The sequence below is a fragment of the Natronobiforma cellulositropha genome (assembly GCF_025629245.1).
Taxonomy (GTDB): Archaea; Halobacteriota; Halobacteria; order Halobacteriales; family Natrialbaceae; genus Natronobiforma; species Natronobiforma cellulositropha.
The window spans coordinates 145,654-163,301 of record NZ_JANZXN010000017.1; the positions used below are offsets into that span (position 1 = coordinate 145,654).

The 17,648-nt window shown below is 65.7% G+C and carries 18 protein-coding genes; 12 read left to right on the forward strand and 6 right to left on the reverse strand.

Annotated features, from left to right (window positions below):
- Positions 1-172: 172 nt before the first annotated feature.
- Complete coding sequence (locus N0B15_RS09190) at positions 173-1,141, reverse strand: transcription initiation factor IIB (RefSeq protein ID WP_263019394.1); 969 nt, start codon at positions 1,139-1,141, stop codon at positions 173-175.
- Between the two features lie 162 nt (positions 1,142-1,303).
- Between N0B15_RS09190 and rnhA the strand changes: the two genes are divergently transcribed.
- Both rnhA and N0B15_RS09200 read left to right on the forward strand, forming a co-directional pair.
- On the forward strand, positions 1,304-1,897 hold the full coding sequence (rnhA, locus tag N0B15_RS09195; RefSeq protein WP_263019395.1) for a ribonuclease HI: 594 nt from the start codon (positions 1,304-1,306) through the stop codon (positions 1,895-1,897).
- Between the two features lie 140 nt (positions 1,898-2,037).
- Entirely contained in the window at positions 2,038-2,655 is a 618-nt protein-coding gene (locus N0B15_RS09200) for a DUF7108 family protein (protein WP_263019396.1), read from the forward strand.
- 33 nt (positions 2,656-2,688) lie between these two features.
- Here the strand turns inward: N0B15_RS09200 and N0B15_RS09205 are convergent, their stop codons facing one another.
- Positions 2,689-3,048, reverse strand: a complete 360-nt coding sequence (locus N0B15_RS09205; protein ID WP_263019397.1) for a PadR family transcriptional regulator — start codon at positions 3,046-3,048, stop codon at positions 2,689-2,691.
- Positions 3,049-3,262: 214 nt separating this feature from the next.
- Between N0B15_RS09205 and N0B15_RS09210 the strand changes: the two genes are divergently transcribed.
- The 6 genes from N0B15_RS09210 to N0B15_RS09235 all read left to right on the forward strand — a co-directional run bounded on the left by N0B15_RS09210 (position 3,263) and on the right by N0B15_RS09235 (position 8,127).
- Positions 3,263-3,796 (forward strand): inorganic diphosphatase, encoded by a 534-nt coding sequence (locus N0B15_RS09210; RefSeq protein ID WP_263019398.1) that lies wholly within the window; start codon positions 3,263-3,265, stop codon positions 3,794-3,796.
- 141 nt (positions 3,797-3,937) lie between these two features.
- A complete protein-coding gene (locus tag N0B15_RS09215; RefSeq protein WP_263019402.1) occupies positions 3,938-4,066 on the forward strand; it encodes an adrenomedullin/calcitonin family protein in 129 nt (42 codons plus the stop codon).
- 231 nt (positions 4,067-4,297) lie between these two features.
- Positions 4,298-5,641, forward strand: coding sequence for an alkaline phosphatase family protein (locus tag N0B15_RS09220; protein WP_263019403.1), 1,344 nt, complete (start codon positions 4,298-4,300; stop codon positions 5,639-5,641).
- Positions 5,642-5,770: 129 nt separating this feature from the next.
- The gene (locus N0B15_RS09225) at positions 5,771-6,193 is read left to right on the forward strand and encodes a DUF371 domain-containing protein (RefSeq protein ID WP_263019404.1); all 423 of its coding nucleotides are present in this window, start codon (positions 5,771-5,773) and stop codon (positions 6,191-6,193) included.
- Between the two features lie 98 nt (positions 6,194-6,291).
- The gene (locus N0B15_RS09230) at positions 6,292-7,188 is read left to right on the forward strand and encodes a cation diffusion facilitator family transporter (protein WP_263019405.1); all 897 of its coding nucleotides are present in this window, start codon (positions 6,292-6,294) and stop codon (positions 7,186-7,188) included.
- Positions 7,189-7,266: 78 nt separating this feature from the next.
- Positions 7,267-8,127, forward strand: a complete 861-nt coding sequence (locus N0B15_RS09235) for an endonuclease III domain-containing protein (protein ID WP_263019406.1) — start codon at positions 7,267-7,269, stop codon at positions 8,125-8,127.
- Here the strand turns inward: N0B15_RS09235 and N0B15_RS09240 are convergent.
- Together N0B15_RS09240 and N0B15_RS09245 are read right to left on the reverse strand one after the other, a co-directional pair.
- Positions 8,124-9,128: a BadF/BadG/BcrA/BcrD ATPase family protein gene (locus N0B15_RS09240; RefSeq protein WP_263019407.1), complete on the reverse strand. Its 1,005-nt coding sequence runs from the start codon at positions 9,126-9,128 to the stop codon at positions 8,124-8,126. The genes N0B15_RS09235 and N0B15_RS09240 overlap by 4 nt on opposite strands.
- A 60-nt stretch (positions 9,129-9,188) precedes the next feature.
- The gene (locus N0B15_RS09245; protein ID WP_263019408.1) at positions 9,189-10,583 is read right to left on the reverse strand and encodes an outer membrane protein assembly factor BamB family protein; all 1,395 of its coding nucleotides are present in this window, start codon (positions 10,581-10,583) and stop codon (positions 9,189-9,191) included.
- A 330-nt stretch (positions 10,584-10,913) separates the two neighbouring features.
- Between N0B15_RS09245 and N0B15_RS09250 the strand changes: the two genes are divergently transcribed.
- Positions 10,914-12,386, forward strand: coding sequence for an RtcB family protein (locus N0B15_RS09250; protein WP_263019409.1), 1,473 nt, complete (start codon positions 10,914-10,916; stop codon positions 12,384-12,386).
- A 50-nt stretch (positions 12,387-12,436) separates the two neighbouring features.
- Here the strand turns inward: N0B15_RS09250 and N0B15_RS09255 are convergent, their stop codons facing one another.
- The gene (locus N0B15_RS09255; protein WP_263019410.1) at positions 12,437-14,362 is read right to left on the reverse strand and encodes a beta-CASP ribonuclease aCPSF1; all 1,926 of its coding nucleotides are present in this window, start codon (positions 14,360-14,362) and stop codon (positions 12,437-12,439) included.
- Positions 14,363-14,700: 338 nt separating this feature from the next.
- Between N0B15_RS09255 and N0B15_RS09260 the strand changes: the two genes are divergently transcribed.
- On the forward strand, positions 14,701-15,195 hold the full coding sequence (locus N0B15_RS09260; RefSeq protein WP_263019411.1) for a DUF7984 family protein: 495 nt from the start codon (positions 14,701-14,703) through the stop codon (positions 15,193-15,195).
- A gap of 28 nt (positions 15,196-15,223) precedes the next feature.
- Here the strand turns inward: N0B15_RS09260 and N0B15_RS09265 are convergent, their stop codons facing one another.
- Positions 15,224-15,856, reverse strand: coding sequence for a gas vesicle protein GvpG (locus tag N0B15_RS09265; protein WP_263019412.1), 633 nt, complete (start codon positions 15,854-15,856; stop codon positions 15,224-15,226).
- Positions 15,857-15,984: 128 nt separating this feature from the next.
- On the opposite strand from N0B15_RS09265, the gene nucS reads away from it, so the two are divergent.
- Both nucS and N0B15_RS09275 read left to right on the forward strand, forming a co-directional pair.
- Positions 15,985-16,806 carry an endonuclease NucS gene (nucS, locus tag N0B15_RS09270; RefSeq protein ID WP_263019476.1) on the forward strand — a complete coding sequence of 274 codons (822 nt, stop codon included), beginning with the start codon at positions 15,985-15,987 and terminating at the stop codon, positions 16,804-16,806.
- A gap of 65 nt (positions 16,807-16,871) precedes the next feature.
- Positions 16,872-17,624 (forward strand): hypothetical protein, encoded by a 753-nt coding sequence (locus tag N0B15_RS09275; protein WP_263019413.1) that lies wholly within the window; start codon positions 16,872-16,874, stop codon positions 17,622-17,624.
- The last annotated feature ends 24 nt before the right edge of the window (positions 17,625-17,648 follow it).

The window sequence follows — 17,648 nt, forward strand, 5'->3', positions numbered from 1 at the left end:
ATCGAATTACTTAGCTCTGTTCCTGGACCAAGACGGTACAACACCAGGCCGTCCGTCGTTAGCCAGAGACGAATGAGGGCAGGGATTTCTCCTCGCACTTTCGTACCGCCGCGGGCGACGAGCGCGTCGCTCGACGCGCGTTCTCGATAAAAGTGGGGGTTCTGAGACGGAGTTAGCCGTGGATGCCCATCGCTTCGATCTGTTCTTGATACCGGTTGCGGATCGTCACTTCGGTCACCTGGGCGACGTCTGCGACTTCGCGCTGGGTCTTCTTCTCGTTACACAGCAACGACGCCGCGTAGATCGCCGCGGCGGCGTAGCCGGTGGGGGATTTTCCGGAGAGCAGTCCTTTCTCGGCCGTCTTCTCGATGATCTCGTTGGCCTTCGTCTGGACCTCCTCGGAGAGTTCGAGTTCAGAACAGAAGCGTGGGACGTACTTCTTCGGGTCGACCGGCTTCATCTCTAGGGACAGTTCCTGGGAGATGTAGCGGTAGGTTCGCCCAATCTCTTTGCGCTCGACGCGGGATACCTCGGAGATCTCCTCTAAGCTGCGCGGGATGCCTTCCTTCCGGCAGGCGGCGTACAGCGCCGAGGTGGCGACGCCCTCGATCGAGCGTCCGCGGATGAGGTCCTCCTTGAGCGCGCGCCGGTAGATGACCGACGCGACCTCGCGGACCGATCGTGGGACGCCGAGTGCGGAGGCCATCCGGTCGATCTCACTGAGTGCGAACTGAAGGTTTCGTTCGCCTGCGTCTTTGGTACGGATGCGTTCTTGCCACTTGCGCAGCCGGTGCATCTGGCTGCGTTTCTTCGAGGAGATCGACCGACCGTAGGCGTCTTTGTCCTTCCAGTCGATCGTCGTCGTGAGACCCTTATCGTGCATCGTCTGCGTGGTCGGGGCCCCGACGCGTGATTTCTCCTGTCGTTCCTGGTGATTGAACGCCCGCCACTCTGGACCGGGGTCAATTTTTTCTTCTTCCACGACGAGCCCACAGTCTTCACAGATGAGCTCACCCCGGTCGGAGTCCTTAACGAGGTTGTCCGATTCACATTCGGGGCAGGCACGTACCCCTTCCTGATCTTCGGTTTCGACCTCGTCCGTCTCGCGTAATCGCTCCCGCTGGCGGGTGGACCGTGTCATCGCACTTTTATAGTAGTATCATCAAAGTATATAAATCCTTGGGAAGGGTTTTCTACGTCTGACGCTCATCCGCCGAATGTGGGCGACAGAGCACTCTCTGCCGCCCGTTTTCGGATCGAAATCACAAAGGTTTTACGGGGTTTCGAACCCCGGATAAAACGTATGCCGGTCATCGAGTGCGACGTCGACGAAGCGAGAGACCGACTCGAGAACGCGGATATCGACGTCGAAGCGGGCAATACACCCCACGAACGCTGGCGCGCGAGCCACGGCGACGCGACGGCCATCGCCTACGACGGGAAAGTCGTCGTCCAGGGCGCCCAGCCACGGGACCTCGAGGCGCTCCTGCGCGAGGGTGGCGGGCGCGCTCACGTCTACTTCGACGGTGGCGCGCGCGGCAATCCGGGTCCCGCCGGTATCGGCTGGGTGATCGTCTCGAGCGAGGGCATCGTCGCCGAGGGGGGCGAGACCATCGGGCGCGCGACGAACAACCAGGCCGAGTACGCGGCGCTCATCACCGCACTCGAGGCTGCGACCGACTACGGCTACGACGAGGTCCACGTCAGGGGTGACTCGGAGCTAATCGTCAAACAGGTCCGCGGCGAGTACGACACGAACAACCCGACGCTACGCGAGAAACGTGTTAGTGCCCTCGAGTTGCTCTCCGGGTTCGAGACGTGGACGCTCGAGCACATCCCGCGCGAGGTCAACGCTCGTGCGGACGCGCTGGCGAACGAGGCGCTCGACGACGCCTGATACCGTCGGCCGTCAGTCGGTACCGGTGGGGTCGCGCACCGTCGTGTGGACTCGTCGAAATACCGTCACGGCCGACAGTACGAGGTCCCGCAAAACCGATAGCGGGAAACCCACGAGCGGCGTACCCACCCACCAGCGACATGCCCGAGACGAGCGATTCCACCGACCGTGACGGCTCGGCTGACGAGACGGACGAGGGCGAACTTCCGCCGGCCGTCGTCGAGGAGTGTGAGCGCCTGACGCGGCTGGCGCTCGAGGCGGTCGACGAGGATGAGACCGACGCCTACCGCGAGCGGCGAGCGGCCGTCCTCGAGGACCACGCGTTCACCGCGCGGGTCAGAGACGACGACGCGGGCGATGTCCTCGTTCTCCACCCCGCCGAGTGGCACGACGGCGAGGTGATCCGCACCGACCGGATCGAGGACCTCTCGAGAGCGTTCGAGGTGCCACTCGAGGGACCTGGCGACCCCGATAGCTGGGCGGACCTCGACGCGTCGAACCGTGCGCTCGCGGCGGCCGTCCGTGAGCGCCACGGTGAGGTCCACGGCGAGAACGCCGAGACGTTCGCCGACTTCATGGGGAACCACTGTGCGAAGCCGATGGCGTCGGCGACGCGAGGCGAGATAGCGGAGTTCCTCGAGGAGTATTTTGTCCGGAATGCGTGGCCGTCTCCGTCACAGCGAGCGGCGATCGAGGAGTCGATCGAACTCGTGTTCGAGACGGCCGGTGAATCCGCGTCCGATGCGGACGTGTCGTAGCTCCGGGGTGCCGCCGGTGCTACGTCTACGCGTTCAGTAGCTGTCGTCGACGAGGTCGCGGATCTCGTCTGCGCGGTCGTCGTCGGTGACGACCTTCGAGAACGTCCAGCTAACCTGGTCGAGGACGGCGTCGTAGCCGTCGTCGGTCAGCGAGTACTGGTTCGTTCGCTTGTCGAGTTCGCTCTTCTTGACGAGTCCGAGGTCGACGAGTTCGTCGAGGTTCGGGTAGAGCCGTCCGTGGTTTACCTCGGTTCCGTAGTACTCCTCGAGTTCGCGTTTGATCGCGAGACCGTACATCGGCTCCTTCGCGAGGATGACGAGGATGTTGTTCTGGAACGCGGTCAAGTCGCGTGCAATGCTTTTCTGCCCGGTTACCGATTGTGCCTCTGACATGGATGTGTAAATGTCACCAAACTATTTAAGACTTGCCAACTATTCTCCGATCTTCTCTGGGTTGTCGTGTCTCGCCCGGTGTCGGCGGTCCCGCGTTGCGACCGGTGCCCGGTTGGTGACGGATCGTGTCGGCCGGACGCACGGGTGCCGTCATCTACAACGTGACACTCGATTACGAAAGTACTTTTCCATCGGCCACAGAGTCGCAACCTGCATGACGAATCTCTGGGAAGACCTCGAGACGGGTCCGAACGCGCCAGAAGAGATCTATGCAGTCGTCGAGTGTCTGAAAGGCGACCGCAACAAGTACGAGTACGACAAGGACATTCCGGGTGTGATGCTCGATCGCGTCCTCCACTCGAACGTCCACTACCCCGCAGATTACGGCTTCATCCCCCGCAGTTACTACGACGACGAGGACCCCTTCGACGTGCTCGTCCTCGTCGAGGACTCGACGTTCCCCGGCTGTGTCATCGAGGTACGGCCGGTCGCGATGATGAAGATGAACGACGACGGCGAACAGGACGACAAGGTCATCGCGGTGCCCATCGAAGACCCGCGCTTCGACCACATCGAAGACGTCGACGACATCCCCCAGCAGACGAGAGACGAAATCGACGAGTTCTTCTCGACCTACAAGAACTTAGAGGCCGGAAAGGAAGTCGAAACCGAGGGCTGGGAGGACCGTGCGGCCGCCCTCGAGGCGATCGAGCACGCACAGGACCTCTACGACGAACACTTCGGCTGAGTCGGTAGCCGCCCTCGAGCGGGAACCGACGCCTCACCCGGTCACCACCGGGCGAAATTCTCACGGGTTATCACGCCCGTTCGAGTGATGCGTTATGCGTATGGGTAATTTTACGGTGCCGTCGCCCGTCTAGCTACCCGTATGTCCGCACACCACACCCACCAGTCGGCCGACGACGCCGTCGAGCAGCCGTGTGCCATTGGTCTGGCACACCTCACGGTCGTCCCGACGAACTTCGACCCCGACGCGCCGGGTCGACGGCGTGACTGACGTGCGTCGCTCGAGCGACGCCGCAGGTCGTCCGTCGCCACGAGTGGACGAGCGGCTGAGCGACCGGCAAGCGGACGAGCAATCCGGTGAGCCAGCGAGTGGACGAGCAGTGGCCGTGCGGCGGTGGTCCCACCCTCGAAGCGCTCGTCTGTTCCCGACAGCGGTTTCGTAACTCTCAGAACTCGCGTCTCGAAACGAACCTTCTTGTATCCGGTCGGACTATCCGGAGGCATGGGTCTATTCGATCGATTACGGGGCGACGACGATCCTCGAGTCGCGTTCATCGGGGTCGACGGCGTACCGTACAGTTTGCTCTCCGACCATCCCGAGGAGTTCCCGAACTTCGCGGCGATCGCGGCCGACGGGAGCGCCGGCGAGATCTCGAGTATCGTCCCGCCGGAGTCGAGCGCCTGCTGGCCCTCGCTGACGACGGGTGTCAACCCCGGTGAGACTGGCGTCTACGGCTTCCAGGACCGCGAAGTCGGTACCTACGACACCTACGTCCCGATGGGCCGGGAGGTCCAGGCGACGCGCGTCTGGGACCGCGTCCAGAGCGCGAACCGCAAGGCGACCGTCCTCAACGTTCCGGTGACGTTCCCGCCACAGCGGAACGTCCAGCGGATGGTCTCCGGCTTTCTCTCACCCGACCTCGAGAAGGCGGCCTATCCCGACGACGTCGCCGAGACGCTCGGCTCGTTCGACTACCGCATTGACGTCAACCCGAAACTCGGCCACGACGAGAACAAGGCACCGTTCATCCAGGACGCTCACGAGACGCTCGACGCCCGCTTCGCCGCGTTCGAACACTACATCGAGGAAGACGACTGGGACCTCTTCTTCGGCGTCTTCATGACGACCGACCGGGTCAACCACTTCCTCTTCAAAGACTACGAGCGCGACGGCGAGTACCGCGACGAGTTCGTCGAGTTCTACCGGAAGGTCGACGACTACATCGGCCGCCTGCGCGAGGCGCTCGCCGACGACGTCACCCTGATCGTCGCCTCGGACCACGGCTTCACCAGCCTCGACTACGAGGTCCACTTCAACGCCTGGCTCCGCGAGGAGGGCTGGCTCGACTTCGACACCGACGAGCCATCCGAACTCGGCGACATCACCACCGACACGCTCGCCTACTCCTTTATCCCCGGACGGTTCTACCTCAACGTCGAGGGCAGAGAACCCCGCGGGAGCGTCACCGAAGCCGAGTACGAAGCCGTCCGCGACGACCTCAAAGGCATGCTCGAGGAACTCGAGGGACCCGACGGCCGGAAGGTCGTCGACCGCGTCGTCGAGAAGGAGAAGGCCTTCCGCGGCGACCACGACGACATCGCCCCCGACCTCGTCGCCATCCCCGCGAAGGGCTTCGACTTCAAAGCCGGCTTCAAAGGCGACGCCGAGGTGTTCGACGTCGGCCCGCGAAACGGCATGCACAGCTTCGACGACACCTCGCTGTACATCGACGACCCCGACGCAACTATCGACGAGGCGGACCTCTTCGACATCGCGCCGACCATCCTCGACCTGATGGAGATCGAGTACAGTCGCGGCGAGTTCGACGGCGCGAGTCTCGTCTGAGACCGTCTGTCGTGACGCCGTTTCAGCAGCCGACCCCCACGGCAGTACGTGGTCGGCTGCGGGACGAACGCACCGGAGACTGTCTGGCCGATTCGATTCCGTTTTCCCGTTCCCCGCCCGCGTTGGCGTATGAGCCGACTCGAGGAAGTCATCCACGCCCGCGGCCACGAACACGTCCGCGCCGAACACGCGAGCACGTTCGAGGTGACGACAGACGACTACCTCACGCCCGCCGGCGACTGTATCCTCGCCGTCGAGGCCGACCGCGCACCCGCCGACTTCGACCCCGCGTTCGTCGACGCCTGCCGTGACGAGTCGGCGACGATCACGGTCACACTCGAGACCGCAGACCACGTGGTGTCTGTCACCGGACGCGGCGACCCGCGACTCGAGTTCTCGAACGAGCGAAGCGCCGTCGGCCGGACGAGTGACTACGTCGACGACCGGACGGTTCTCGTCGGGGCGGCACACGCAGCGGCGGGGTTCGACCGCAACCTCGTCGCGGCGCTGGCCGACGGCGAAGCGGTGACGGTTCGCCTGGCCGTCGAGTGATCGTTCGCTTACCCGCCCGATTCGATTAGCCCCGTCCAATCTCTCGATGTGAGTCGGACAACGACAACACTGAAGTTTAGATTCGATCTAATACGCCTATGGCAACCAGCGAGGACCGGCGCAGGTTCGCTCGCGCCTCCTGGGCCAACATTCTCGGCAACGCCGTCAAAATCGTCGTCGAGGGGGCCGCAGGCGTCGCCTTCGGGAGTGTCGCCCTCGTGGCCGACGCCGCCCACTCCATCGCCGACCTCGTCGCGAGCGTCGTCGTCCTCGTCTGGGGGGACACCCGCTTCGACGACCCCGACTCGAGTCACCCACACGGTCACGCCCGGATCGAGCCGCTGACCGCGCTGTTCGTCGGCGCGGTGATCGTCCTCCTCGGACTCAACTTACTCTACGAGTCGGTCCACGGCCTGCTCTACGGCACGGACGCGACCTTCAGCTACATCTTACTGGGTGCGCTCGCCTTCGCGATGGCCGATATGTACCTCGTCTACCGCTACACCGACCACGTCAACGCCGACCTGAACTCGACGGCGCTGACCGCGCTCGCGAAAGACTGTCTGAACGACCTCTACACCTCCTTCGCGGCGCTCGTCGGCGTCGTCGGCCTGATGCTCGGCTACCCCATCTTCGACCCCATTGCGGGCGCACTCGTCAGTCTCCTCGTCGTCTACCAGGGCGTCGAAATCGGCCGCGAGAACGTCTCCTACCTCGTCGGAACTGCCGCTCCCGAGGAACACCGCGAACGCGTCAACGAGACGCTCCTCGCTCACCCCGAGGTCGTCGGCGTCCACGACCTCGTCGTCTACTACGACGGCACCGTCCTCGAGGTCGAAGCCCACGCCGAAGTCGGCGGTGAGATGACCCTCCGGGAGGCCCACGACGTCGAGACCGAACTCATCGACGACCTCCGGGCGCTCGAGGCCGTCGGCGACGCCCACGTCCACCTCGACCCCTCGGGCATCGGCGAGTGGAAAGACGCGGCGGAGTGACCGGCCAGCCTCGGGTTCTCGCGTCGACGGCGCGCTCGAGTCACCGGCGTTTTCACCCACCGCCGCCTACAACCAGCCATGCGCGAGGACCCCGAACCCGCCCAGAACATCAGCGGCGGTGCGGACGGTGGTGGCCACCCGGCCACCTTCGACCCGGCGACCGCCGAGACGCGCACCGAAGCCGTCGTCGACCGACTCGGCGAGCTGTACTGGCAGAAGTCCTACGGCGGCCAGGACGCCTTCACCTGCCTCGTCAGAACGATCCTGAGCCAGAACACGAGCGACGTGGCGAGCCAGCCCGCCCACGACGCCCTCCTCGAGCGCTACGCTCCCGACGGGTCCCTGTCTGGCGGAGACCAGGCGGGCGACCGGCCCGGAACGGGGGCGACCGACCTCGCCGAGGCGCTCGCCGCCGCCGACCGCGAGACGCTCGCCGAGACCATCTCGAGTGCCGGTCTCTACAACCAGAAGTCGCGGATGTTGATCGACGCCGCCGCGTGGGTGTGTGAGGCGTTCGGCTCCGCGGCAGCGTTCGACGCCTTCGTCGCCGAGGAAGCCCCGGCGACCGTCCGCGAGACGCTGCTCGAGGTCCGCGGCGTCGGCCCGAAAACCGCCGACTGCGTCCTGCTCTTCGCGGGCGGACGCGACGGCGTCTTCCCCGTCGACACACACGTCCACCGGATCGCCAGACGCCTCGGCGTCGCCCCGAAGGCGGCCGACCACGAGGGCGTCCGCGAGGCGCTCGAGCGCGACGTGCCGCCGGAGAAGTGCGGCTTCGGCCACACCGCGATGATCCAGTTCGGCCGTGAGTACTGCACCGCGCGCCGACCTGCCTGTCTCGAGGACCCCGACGCCTGCCCGATGGGCGACTACTGCGAGCAGGTCGGCGTCTACCCGGCGACCGGCGACGTGGTCGACCCGGCCGACGCGCCCGATTAGCGCCTGGCTTCGGGAGCCGACTCGAGGCGGGCCACGGCGGCGTCGAAGGCGGGACCCTCACCGAGGTGGCGCTGGAGGCTGACGAACGCCGCGCCCGCGACCGGATTCATCGCGGGCTCGACGACCCGGAACTCCCTGGCCGACCCGCCCTCGAGTTCCTCCCGGAGTCGCCGGTGGAGATACGCACTGCGGAGGACGCTCCCGGTCGGCGCGACCGAGACCGGCGACTCGAGGTAACCGCCGACACACTCGATACCGACGCACACCTCGGCCAGTGCGTCGTCACAGACACGCTGGGCCAGCGTCGATCCCGAGTCGGCCGCCTCGGTGAGCAGCGGCGCGACCGCGTCGAGTCGGTTGCCCGCCGTCTCGGTCGAAAAGGCGTCGGTCTCGAGCAGCACCCGCCGCAGGTCCGCGCGTGAGTCGACTTCCCAGCGCTCGAGCAGCGCGTCGACGAGGTCGGAGTCGCCCTCCTGCCCGCGGCCCGCGACGAGTTCGTAGAGCGCCCGCTTCCCGAGGTGGCGCGCGGCGGCGTCGGCGTAGTGGCCGAGGTCGTAGTTTCTGATCACCCGTCCCTCGGCGGTGATGGCGAAGACGATCGAGCCAGTGCCGCAGATGGGGACGACTCCCGGCTCTCCACGCAGCGCTCCCGCGTGGGCGACCACCGCGTCGTTGACACACAGCGGCTCACACTCGAGTCCCTCGAGCGCGACGAACGAGGCGGCCCACTCGCGGTCCGACGGCTCGTTGAACCCGGCGAAGCCTGCGGTCAGCGCGGCCACGTCCGCGAGCGAGCGGTCGGCGCGCTCGAGGGCGAGCGTGACGGTTTCCTGGACGCGGTCGCGGGCGGCTGCTTCGGGGTTGTGCTGGGGGTTCGACCCGCCGCCCTCGGCGCTCGAGCGCACCGCCCCGGTCGTATCCGCGACGAGGGCGCTCGTGGTCGTGCCGCCGCCGTCGACGCCGACGACGACCTCGTCCGTTCGGTTCGATGCTGCTGACATTCGAGTGAGTCGACTCGAGCGAGCGACCAAGTAGGTGGGGGAAACCGACGCGAGTCGCGCTCAGTCCTCGACCGTCTGGCTGATCCTGACGACGGTGCCGTCGTCGCCGGCGTAGACGTTGTTGTCTTCGTCGACCGCGATCTCGTCGACGTTGAGGGTCCCGGTGCCAGCCCCGGCGAAGTTGTACTCCCAGACCTGGCAGTTCGCCGGTGAGACGCGGTGGAGGCGCCCGTCGTTGTTGCCGGTGTAGATGTTTCCGGCGGCGTCGACCTGGAGACCCCACTTGTCGCCGGGGAGTTCGTGGTAGGCCCAGCTCTCGGTGCCGTCGGTCTCCATCGCGACGAGTGGGCCGTCGTCCGAGACGCTGTAGAGTGTCTCCTCGACCGGGTCGTACCGGATGGCGGTGACGCCCCAGCCACCTGGCGACGTCGCTGCGCCGTGGTCGAGGTGGGCGTCGCTCGTCCACTGGCGGTCGAAGTCCACGTCGTAGGCTCTGACCTCGCCGTTTCTGTGTGCGGTGTAGATGTACTCGCCGTCGGTGGTGACGCCGTTGACGCTCGAGTCGACCTCGTTGGACTGAACAACGTCGCCGGTGTCGGTGTCGACGGTGAAGAGCCACCCCTCGTCGCCTCCGTACTGGGTTCCGACGACGATGCGGTCGTCTTCGATGACCTCGATGTCGCGAACGTCGTTCCGTGAGGCGAGGGTGTATCCCGGCTCGTCCTCGAGTTCGAGTCGCCACTCACGCGCGCTCAGTGGATCGGTAGAGCCGTCGGAGAGATTGACTTTGTGGACGTGAGGGGCTGAGTAGCCGGTCCCCACGTAGAGGTCGCCGTCGTGGTACGTGACCGGTCTGATGGCGTCCTCGAATCCGTCGCTCAGCGTCCACTCCTGTTCGCCGGTGGAGCGGTTGACGACGTGGAGGATCCCGTCGTAGTCGCCGACGAAGACGTTCTCGCCGTGTACGTCGGTCCCTCTCGCTCGAGCGTTCGGCTCGTCGTACTCCCAGCTATCGTCGAACTCGGGGACGATGTCGCTCACCGTGGTTCGCTGGAGCACCGATTCACTGCCGTCTGAGACGCCGATGACGGTCAGCTCCTCACCCATATCCGGCGAGCAGAGCAACGGAATCGTCACCGAGTCACCCTGTGCCTCCATCGTCGTTCCGTCGATTCGCTCGCCGTTGCTGTCGATGACGTAGAACTCCTCGCCGAACTGGTGTGAGAGCATCGTCACCTCGAGTTCGACTCCCGGTCGCTCCTCGAAGTCGAAACTCGCGAGCGCGGAGGGTCCCTGGAGGAGACCGGTGAACGCGAGGGCTCCGTAGCTGATCAACGCGGCCAGGAGGATGACGATCACCAGCAAGAAGGCGACGCTGACGACCTGTGAGACGCCACGCTCCTCGCGGTCCGCCTCTCGAGTTCTGACAGCGTCGGTTTCGGACTCGCGAAACATAGGATAGCTCTCACGTCCACCTACAATAATATTTCCATTGGATATTCGCAACTGCACGATAGTCGCCGACTGACGTACGTTTCTGCTACCGGTCCCAGGCGGCGACTGTGCGTCTGTCTGGGGCGGTGGACCCGGCTACGCACTCGGGACAGATTCCGACTGCTTCCACCCCCTCGTAGAAAACCCTCGCCACTTCTGTCAAATCCCATTTACGAATACGTAGGATAGATAACAATCGTTCGTATTATTCGCCACCGTCTCTAAAAAATTATCTCCCCGTGCGCCGGGAGAGTCACACGAGTTTTCCCGTCGACTCCCCTACGCAGACGCATGAATGAACTCGAGTCGACGGACGCGGACGCACGGATCATGGGCGTCGACGAGTCGGTGATCGAGCGCGGGTGTCGCGACCAGATCGCCCGTCTCGCGAGCCACGAGGCGTTCGACGGTCCAATCCGGATCATGCCCGACACCCACCGCGGGAAGGGGAGCGTCATCGGCTTCACCATGCCCCTCGGCGAGCGGGTCGTCCCGAACGTCATCGGCGTCGACATCGGCTGTGGGATGCACGCGGCGAACCTGGGGACGGACCTCGCACTCGAGGGCGAGACCGTCGACGAGGCGATTCGCGCGCGGATTCCGATGGGCTTCGGTCCCGATGGGCTACAGGCACCCGAACGCGAGTACTACCACGTCAAAGACGAGTTTCCCTTCGAGCGGACGAACGAGACACTCGAGCGCTTCATCGAGGACGCCGACGGCGGCTACGTCCCCGAGATGCGCGCCTTCCTCGAGGAGGGCGGCTACGACATCGACTACTTCGAGCGCCTCTGTACCGAGCGCGCCGGGCAGATGAGTTCCTACTTCGGACTCACGGTCGCGATCAACAGCATCGGCACCCTCGGCTCTGGCAACCACTTCATCGAACTCGGCCGGAGCGTCGAGACCGGCGCGTACTGGGTCGTCGTCCACTCCGGCAGTCGGGGTCTCGGTGCGAACACCTGCGCCTACTGGCAGGCAAAGGCGAGTACGCTCCGCGACGGCCGCATCGAACGCGCCCGCGAGCACCTCGCACGCTACCCCGAGTACCTCGCGTTCGACCTCGAGTCGACGAGCGATGGGGACCTCCTCGAGTGGCTCCAGGGCGGGAAGGGGCGCGACTTCGTCGACTACGACGCACTGAAGGCGGACTACCTCGAGACCGATCCGAGCCAGATCGAACGCATCAGCGACGACCTCAAGGCGGCGGTCCCCGACCCCGAGTCGGCGTCCGGCGAGGACGACCTGGCGTATCTCGAGGGTGCGGAGGCGGCGGGCTACCTGATCGACATGATCTTCTGTCAGCGCTACGCCGCGGAGAACCGCGCGATGATGGTTCGTGCCGTCGCCGACGTGCTCGAAGCCGAACCCACGGACACCATCTCCGCGACGCACAACTTCGTCGACTTCCGCGACCACGTCATCCGCAAGGGGGCGACCCGCGCCTACGAGGGCGAGCGCGTCGTCGTCCCGTTCAACATGCGCGACGGGATTCTCGTCTGCGAGGGAAAGTCGAATCCCGAGTGGAACTACTCGGTGGCCCACGGCGCAGGCCGGTTGATGAGTCGGACGCGAGCACGCTCGGCGTTCGACGCCGACGACGTTCGCGCGGCGTTACTCGCGGAAGGCATCCACTCGAGCGTGGTCCCCGTCGACGAGGCTCCCGGCGCGTACAAAGACAGCGCGCTGATCGAGGACGCAATCGCGGAGACGGCCGAGGTGGTCGACCGACTCGAGGTCGTCCACAACCTGAAAGCGGCCTGAGCGGGCGGTAAAAAGCGTCTCTCAGCGGTCCACTCGCGTCTGTGAGCGACTCACAGGAACCGGAACGTCTCGAGATTCTTCGGCGCGAACGTGCGCATGTTGAACTCGTGGTAGAGCGCACTCGAGAGGTCCTGGGTGGCGCGTTCGTCGCCGTGGACGCAGAGCACTTTCTCGGGGCGGGGGTTCATGGTGCGCACGAAGTCCATGAGACCGCCGCGGTCGGCGTGGCCGGAGAAGCCGTCGACGGTCTCGACCTCGAGGTTCAGTTTCAGGGTGTCGTCGCCGTCGCGGCCGCGGCCGCCGCGCATTGGAATCTCGTCCCAGCCGCTCTGGATGCGTCGGCCGAGGGTGCCCTGGGCCTGGTAGCCGACGAAGACGAGCGTCGAATCGGGGTCGGGACCGACGTGGTCGAGCCAGGACATGATCGGCCCGCCGGTGACCATCCCGGAGGTCGAGAGCACGATGCAGGGGTCGCCGCCTGCGACCGCCTCGCGTTCGTCCTCGCCGCCGTCGATGTGGTTGAACTCCTCGGCGAGGAAGGGATTCGCGTCCTCGTGGAAGATCCGACTGCGCAGGTCGTCTCTGAGGTACTCGGGGTAGGTGGTGTGGATGGCCGTCGCCTCCCAGATCATCCCGTCCAGGTGGATCGGCATCGAGGGAATCTCGCCCTCGCGCATGGCCTCCTCTAAGACGAGCATGATCTCCTGTGAGCGGCCGACGGCGAAGGCGGGGATGAGCACCTTGCCGCCTCGCTCGTGGGTGTCTCTGACGATCCGCTTGAGCTTCGCTTCGGCGTCGACCTGGTCGGTCTGGTAGTCGTTTCGCCCGCCGTAGGTCGACTCGAGGACGAGGGTTTCGACGCGCGGGAAGTCGTTGGTCGCGCCGTTGAACAGCCGCGTGTCCTTGTAGTGGATGTCGCCGGAGAAGGCGACGTTGTAGAGACCGTCGCCGATGTGGAAGTGACTCACTGCCGAGCCGAGGATGTGACCCGCGTTGTGGAAGGTGAGTTTGACGTCCGGGGCGATGTCGGTGACGTCGCCGTACTCGAGCGTGATGGTGTGTTTGATCGCCTCGCGGACCATCTCGGACTCGTAGGGTGGGGTTCGCCCCTCTTTGGCGGCGACGTCGAGGTAGTCGAGCGTGAGCAGGCCCATCAGGTCGCGTGTGGGTTCGGTACAGTAGATGGGACCGTCGTAGCCGTACTTGAACAGGAGCGGGATGAGCGCCGAGTGGTCGAGGTGGGCGTGGGTGAGCACCACCGCGTCGATGTTCTGTGGACCCGCACCGAGGGCTTCGGGGACCTGGAGGTAGGGCACCTCGCCCTCGGCACCGGGTTTGTCGCCGCAGTCGACGAGGACGCGGGTCTCGGGTGTGCTGAGGATGAACGCCGCGCGGCCGACCTCTCGACAGCAGCCGAGGGTGGTGATGCGGACGAACTGGTCGTCGGACATCTCCTCGCGGTGGATCTGTCGGCCGACGCGCTCTAAGATCGTTCGTCGGTCGTCGCGCTCCTGTTGTAAGAAATTTCTGACGTTCGAGACGGTCGAGGACTCGATCGGTGGTGTTCTGACGACTTCGGGCGTCCAGCCGACGTTCTTCGTGATCTCCCTGAGCGTCGACCCGCGCCTGCCGATGACCATTCCCGGCTTCTGAGCTTCGATGACCACCTCGCCGGTGTCGGCGTGAAAGTCGAGGTCGGTGACGCCCGCCTCCTCGGGAATCACCCGCGAAATCTCCTCGCGGGCCTGTTCGGGCCGCGAGAGGACGCTCGGGTCCGGCCGGATCGTGATCCGCTTTCTGAGTTTGCTCGCGAGCCGTCTGACCAGGTCGCCCTGCTGGGCGAACTGCTTCGGATCGCGCGTGTACACGACCAGTTCCGGTCCCTCGTACTTCACCGAGGAGACCGAGATACCGGCCGGTAGCTCGTCGGTGATCGTTGCTTCCAGTTCGTCGAGTTGCTGCTCTACAGTGCTCATAATCGCCAGATATCGCTCGCGTGAACTCGTCCTCGAGCGGACGAGCCGCTCGTCACGGCTGCTGGCCGTCGACGGTCGGCGTCTCGACGGCCGTCCACTCCGTGGCGGTGGGCGCGCTCGAACGCGCCCTCGTCTCGTCGAACCACAGAGTGTATCAGGAATCGCATACTAGCTCGGATCATCGTATGAGAGGTGCCGTGCCGTGACGAGCACGTCTCGAGGGTACAGACCTCGTCGTGCGGGAAGATTCACAGGGAGAACCCGCTTACCCGGAGCTATTCCTCGCGTGGTATAAAAGCCTTCGCAAAATTGAGGGTACGGCCGCGTGAACGACCCGTATGGACCGCCCACTCACGCTCACGCCCGAACGCGTGGCCACCGAACGCGACTGGGTTCGCGCTCGTGGCGACCGTATCGTCCCCGTGATCAACGACGTTCGCGCCGACCTCGGCGAGATTTTCGAGACCGACGTCGACGCGGTCACGACGGCGCAGTACCGCGAGGAGGTCGAGCGCGTCTTCGCCGACGGCGACCTCGCGGTCAACGTCGCCGCGATGGTGGCGATTCTCCGCGACCTCGACGTCGAGGGCGACTATCCGGGCTTCGTCGTCGACGAACTCCTCGGCCGGGAGCTCGCCGCGACCATCGCGGGCACCCAGCCGCTTCGCACCCTGGGGGAGGCGACCTTCCACTACGTCGACGTCCACCACCACGGTCGTGCCGACGAGAACGCGGGCGTCGACGACCTCGAGGCCGCGCTCGCTGCCGGCTTTCAGGAGCGTCTTCCGGGGTGGGACTGGACCGACCGCGAGAGTCCGTTCGCCGTCGAGTGACTCGAGCGTCCGCCGCCTTCCGGCTCGCTCACTCGCTCTCGTCGTCTCCGTCCGTTTCGGTCTCTCCGTCCGACTCCGCCTCGCCGTCCGGTTCGCCCTCACCCGCTTCGGCTTGCGCTTCTGCCTCGGCTTCCATCTGCGCCTCGAGCTGGGCCTGCATCTCGACCTGTTGCTGGACCATCGCGAACGTCTCTCCGGAGAGGTACGCGTTCACCGTCCCGTCGTTGAGCGCCCCGACCATCGCCTCGGCGTCGCCGTCGACCAGGACGACCCCGCCCTCGGGAATCGCGTCGGCCGCCGTGACACCCTCCGTCTCCTCGAGCGCGCTCTCGAGCGTCTCGACCGCCTCGTCGGCGAGTTCGAGTTCCCGTTCCTGGTAGGCGCCAGCGGCTTCCTCCTCGCTGATCTCGCCGGCTTCCAGCTGCTGGTTGAGCTCCGCCCCGTACGCCTCGAGTGCTTCCTGGTCCGGTTCGACGACCGCGGTGAGCGCCGACTCCGGGATATCGACCTCGGCGGGTTCCGATGTCTCTCCGCTCGGCTCGTCGCCGTCGTCAGGTACGTCGTCTCCGCCGCTGGTGCCGATGCTCGAGCAGCCAGCGAGTGACGCGACGCCGGTGACGCCCGCGAGCGTGAGAAACCGCCGTCGGTTGTGGCCCGTCATTGGTGTGGTTGACACCCGAGGGGCGACGCACATAAGTCCTGTCACCGAGCCTGGCGCGTGTCGGGGTCCTTTTTAGTTCGCCTCGCCTCTCTCGAGGCGTGACGAATCGCGAGCAGGAGCCGGCACCGATGGCCGCCCCACGTGCGCTCACGCGCCAGGAGCCATCGCTCGAGACAGCCGCCGAAGTTATCGAGGAGGGCATCGCCCGTGAGGCGCTGGTGACCGTCTTCGGACGCTGCCGTGTCGCCTACGACGGGCGTGCCTCGAGCCGTCTCGGACCTGGCGAGCGCCACGTGATGTGTAAACCCGACGGCGCGGCGTTGGTCCACACCGCGACGGGCCAGCGGCCGGTCAACTGGCTGCCGCCCGGTGCGAGCCACCGCGTCTCGCTCGAGCGCGTGGCCACAGACCCGGCTCCCGACGAGGACACAGCCGCCGTGACCGGGGTGGATAGCGTCGAGGACGTGAACGCCGGTACGTCGCCTGCCCGCTCGCTCCACCTCGAGTCCACCCGGCCGACACCCGAGGAGCGACTGCGCATCTCCTTCGAGCGCGTTCACCAGGTGTCTGCGTTCGTGGTGGCCGACGACGACATCTCGGTGGTCGGCACCGAAGCCGACCTTCGCGAGCGCCTTCTCGCCGACCCCGACCTCGTCGAACCCGGCTTCACGCCGCTGGCGACCGAGCGCGAGACGCCCGCCGGTGCGGTCGACATCTACGGCGAGGACCGGGCGGGCCGGGTGGTCGTCGTCGAACTCAAGCGCCGGCGTGTCGGTCCCGACGCCGTCGGCCAGCTCCGGCGCTACGTCGACGCCCTCGAGCGCGACCTCCACGCCGACGTCGACCTCAGGGGGATCCTCGTCGCCCCGTCGGTGACCGACCGCGCCGCACGCCTCCTCGAGCGCAACGGTCTCGAGTTCGTCGCACTCGAACCGACGCTCGAGGAGTGATCGGCCGCCACGGCGCAACCTTCCGAATTACCAATATATTTGTACACTCGTTCTCGTCGTAGTGTATGAAGCGACGCCGTATTCTCGCGGTCCTGGGGGGTATTCTCACCGTCGGCGGCTGTCTCGAGTCCGACGACGATCCGGGTGAGACGCGCTCCGACGACCGTGACTCGGGGGTCGACCGGGAGGCGAACCTGTCTCACCTGCAGTCGCTACTGCCGAACGAGACGGAGTCCGGTACTGCGGACATTCCGACGGAGACCGAAGTGGAGGGACCGACGCTCGCCGACCGGATCGAAGCACAGGAACCGGTACAGGCGGAGCCGGATCAGCCGGACCCGGAACTCGTCTCGATGGTCGCCTCACAGCCGCGGCTGGTGAGTACGGACCACACGGCTATCGGTGGGACCGACGAATTCTCGGCGACGATCCAGAACACGGGCGACGACGGTGACGTACAGGTACGCCTCGTCTGGGACGACGGCCGTGACGAGAACATCCCCGTCACGCCCGCTGCCGAACGGACGACCTTCTTCAGCGCCGGGGAACGGAAGACGGAGTCGTTCATCGCCGACCCGCCTGCGGACGCCGTCGGCTACCGGTTCCTCGTCCAGGCAGCCACCCGCGGCGCGTACGTGAAGAACAACGGTGTGTCGGGGAACGTCACCGCCCGACTCAGGAGCGTCGAACACGGCTGGAACGTCGACTCTCGGACCAGCTTCGTCGGCGCTGGACAGACCGAACTGTTCGAGTTCAACGACACGTACATGCTGCTCGGAGAGGAGTGGGAGATTACCGTCGAACCGGCGGCCGACTGATCCGATACTGGCGACCGCGTAATT

Coding starts and splice junctions, on each gene's coding strand:
- N0B15_RS09190 (WP_263019394.1), bottom strand. CDS start 1,141: ATGACACGGTCCACCCGCCAGCGGGAGCGATTACGCGAGACGGACGAG.
- rnhA (WP_263019395.1), top strand. CDS start 1,304: ATGCCGGTCATCGAGTGCGACGTCGACGAAGCGAGAGACCGACTCGAG.
- N0B15_RS09200 (WP_263019396.1), top strand. CDS start 2,038: ATGCCCGAGACGAGCGATTCCACCGACCGTGACGGCTCGGCTGACGAG.
- N0B15_RS09205 (WP_263019397.1), bottom strand. CDS start 3,048: ATGTCAGAGGCACAATCGGTAACCGGGCAGAAAAGCATTGCACGCGAC.
- N0B15_RS09210 (WP_263019398.1), top strand. CDS start 3,263: ATGACGAATCTCTGGGAAGACCTCGAGACGGGTCCGAACGCGCCAGAA.
- N0B15_RS09215 (WP_263019402.1), top strand. CDS start 3,938: ATGTCCGCACACCACACCCACCAGTCGGCCGACGACGCCGTCGAGCAG.
- N0B15_RS09220 (WP_263019403.1), top strand. CDS start 4,298: ATGGGTCTATTCGATCGATTACGGGGCGACGACGATCCTCGAGTCGCG.
- N0B15_RS09225 (WP_263019404.1), top strand. CDS start 5,771: ATGAGCCGACTCGAGGAAGTCATCCACGCCCGCGGCCACGAACACGTC.
- N0B15_RS09230 (WP_263019405.1), top strand. CDS start 6,292: ATGGCAACCAGCGAGGACCGGCGCAGGTTCGCTCGCGCCTCCTGGGCC.
- N0B15_RS09235 (WP_263019406.1), top strand. CDS start 7,267: ATGCGCGAGGACCCCGAACCCGCCCAGAACATCAGCGGCGGTGCGGAC.
- N0B15_RS09240 (WP_263019407.1), bottom strand. CDS start 9,128: ATGTCAGCAGCATCGAACCGAACGGACGAGGTCGTCGTCGGCGTCGAC.
- N0B15_RS09245 (WP_263019408.1), bottom strand. CDS start 10,583: ATGTTTCGCGAGTCCGAAACCGACGCTGTCAGAACTCGAGAGGCGGAC.
- N0B15_RS09250 (WP_263019409.1), top strand. CDS start 10,914: ATGAATGAACTCGAGTCGACGGACGCGGACGCACGGATCATGGGCGTC.
- N0B15_RS09255 (WP_263019410.1), bottom strand. CDS start 14,362: ATGAGCACTGTAGAGCAGCAACTCGACGAACTGGAAGCAACGATCACC.
- N0B15_RS09260 (WP_263019411.1), top strand. CDS start 14,701: ATGGACCGCCCACTCACGCTCACGCCCGAACGCGTGGCCACCGAACGC.
- N0B15_RS09265 (WP_263019412.1), bottom strand. CDS start 15,856: ATGACGGGCCACAACCGACGGCGGTTTCTCACGCTCGCGGGCGTCACC.
- nucS (WP_263019476.1), top strand. CDS start 15,985: ATGGCCGCCCCACGTGCGCTCACGCGCCAGGAGCCATCGCTCGAGACA.
- N0B15_RS09275 (WP_263019413.1), top strand. CDS start 16,872: ATGAAGCGACGCCGTATTCTCGCGGTCCTGGGGGGTATTCTCACCGTC.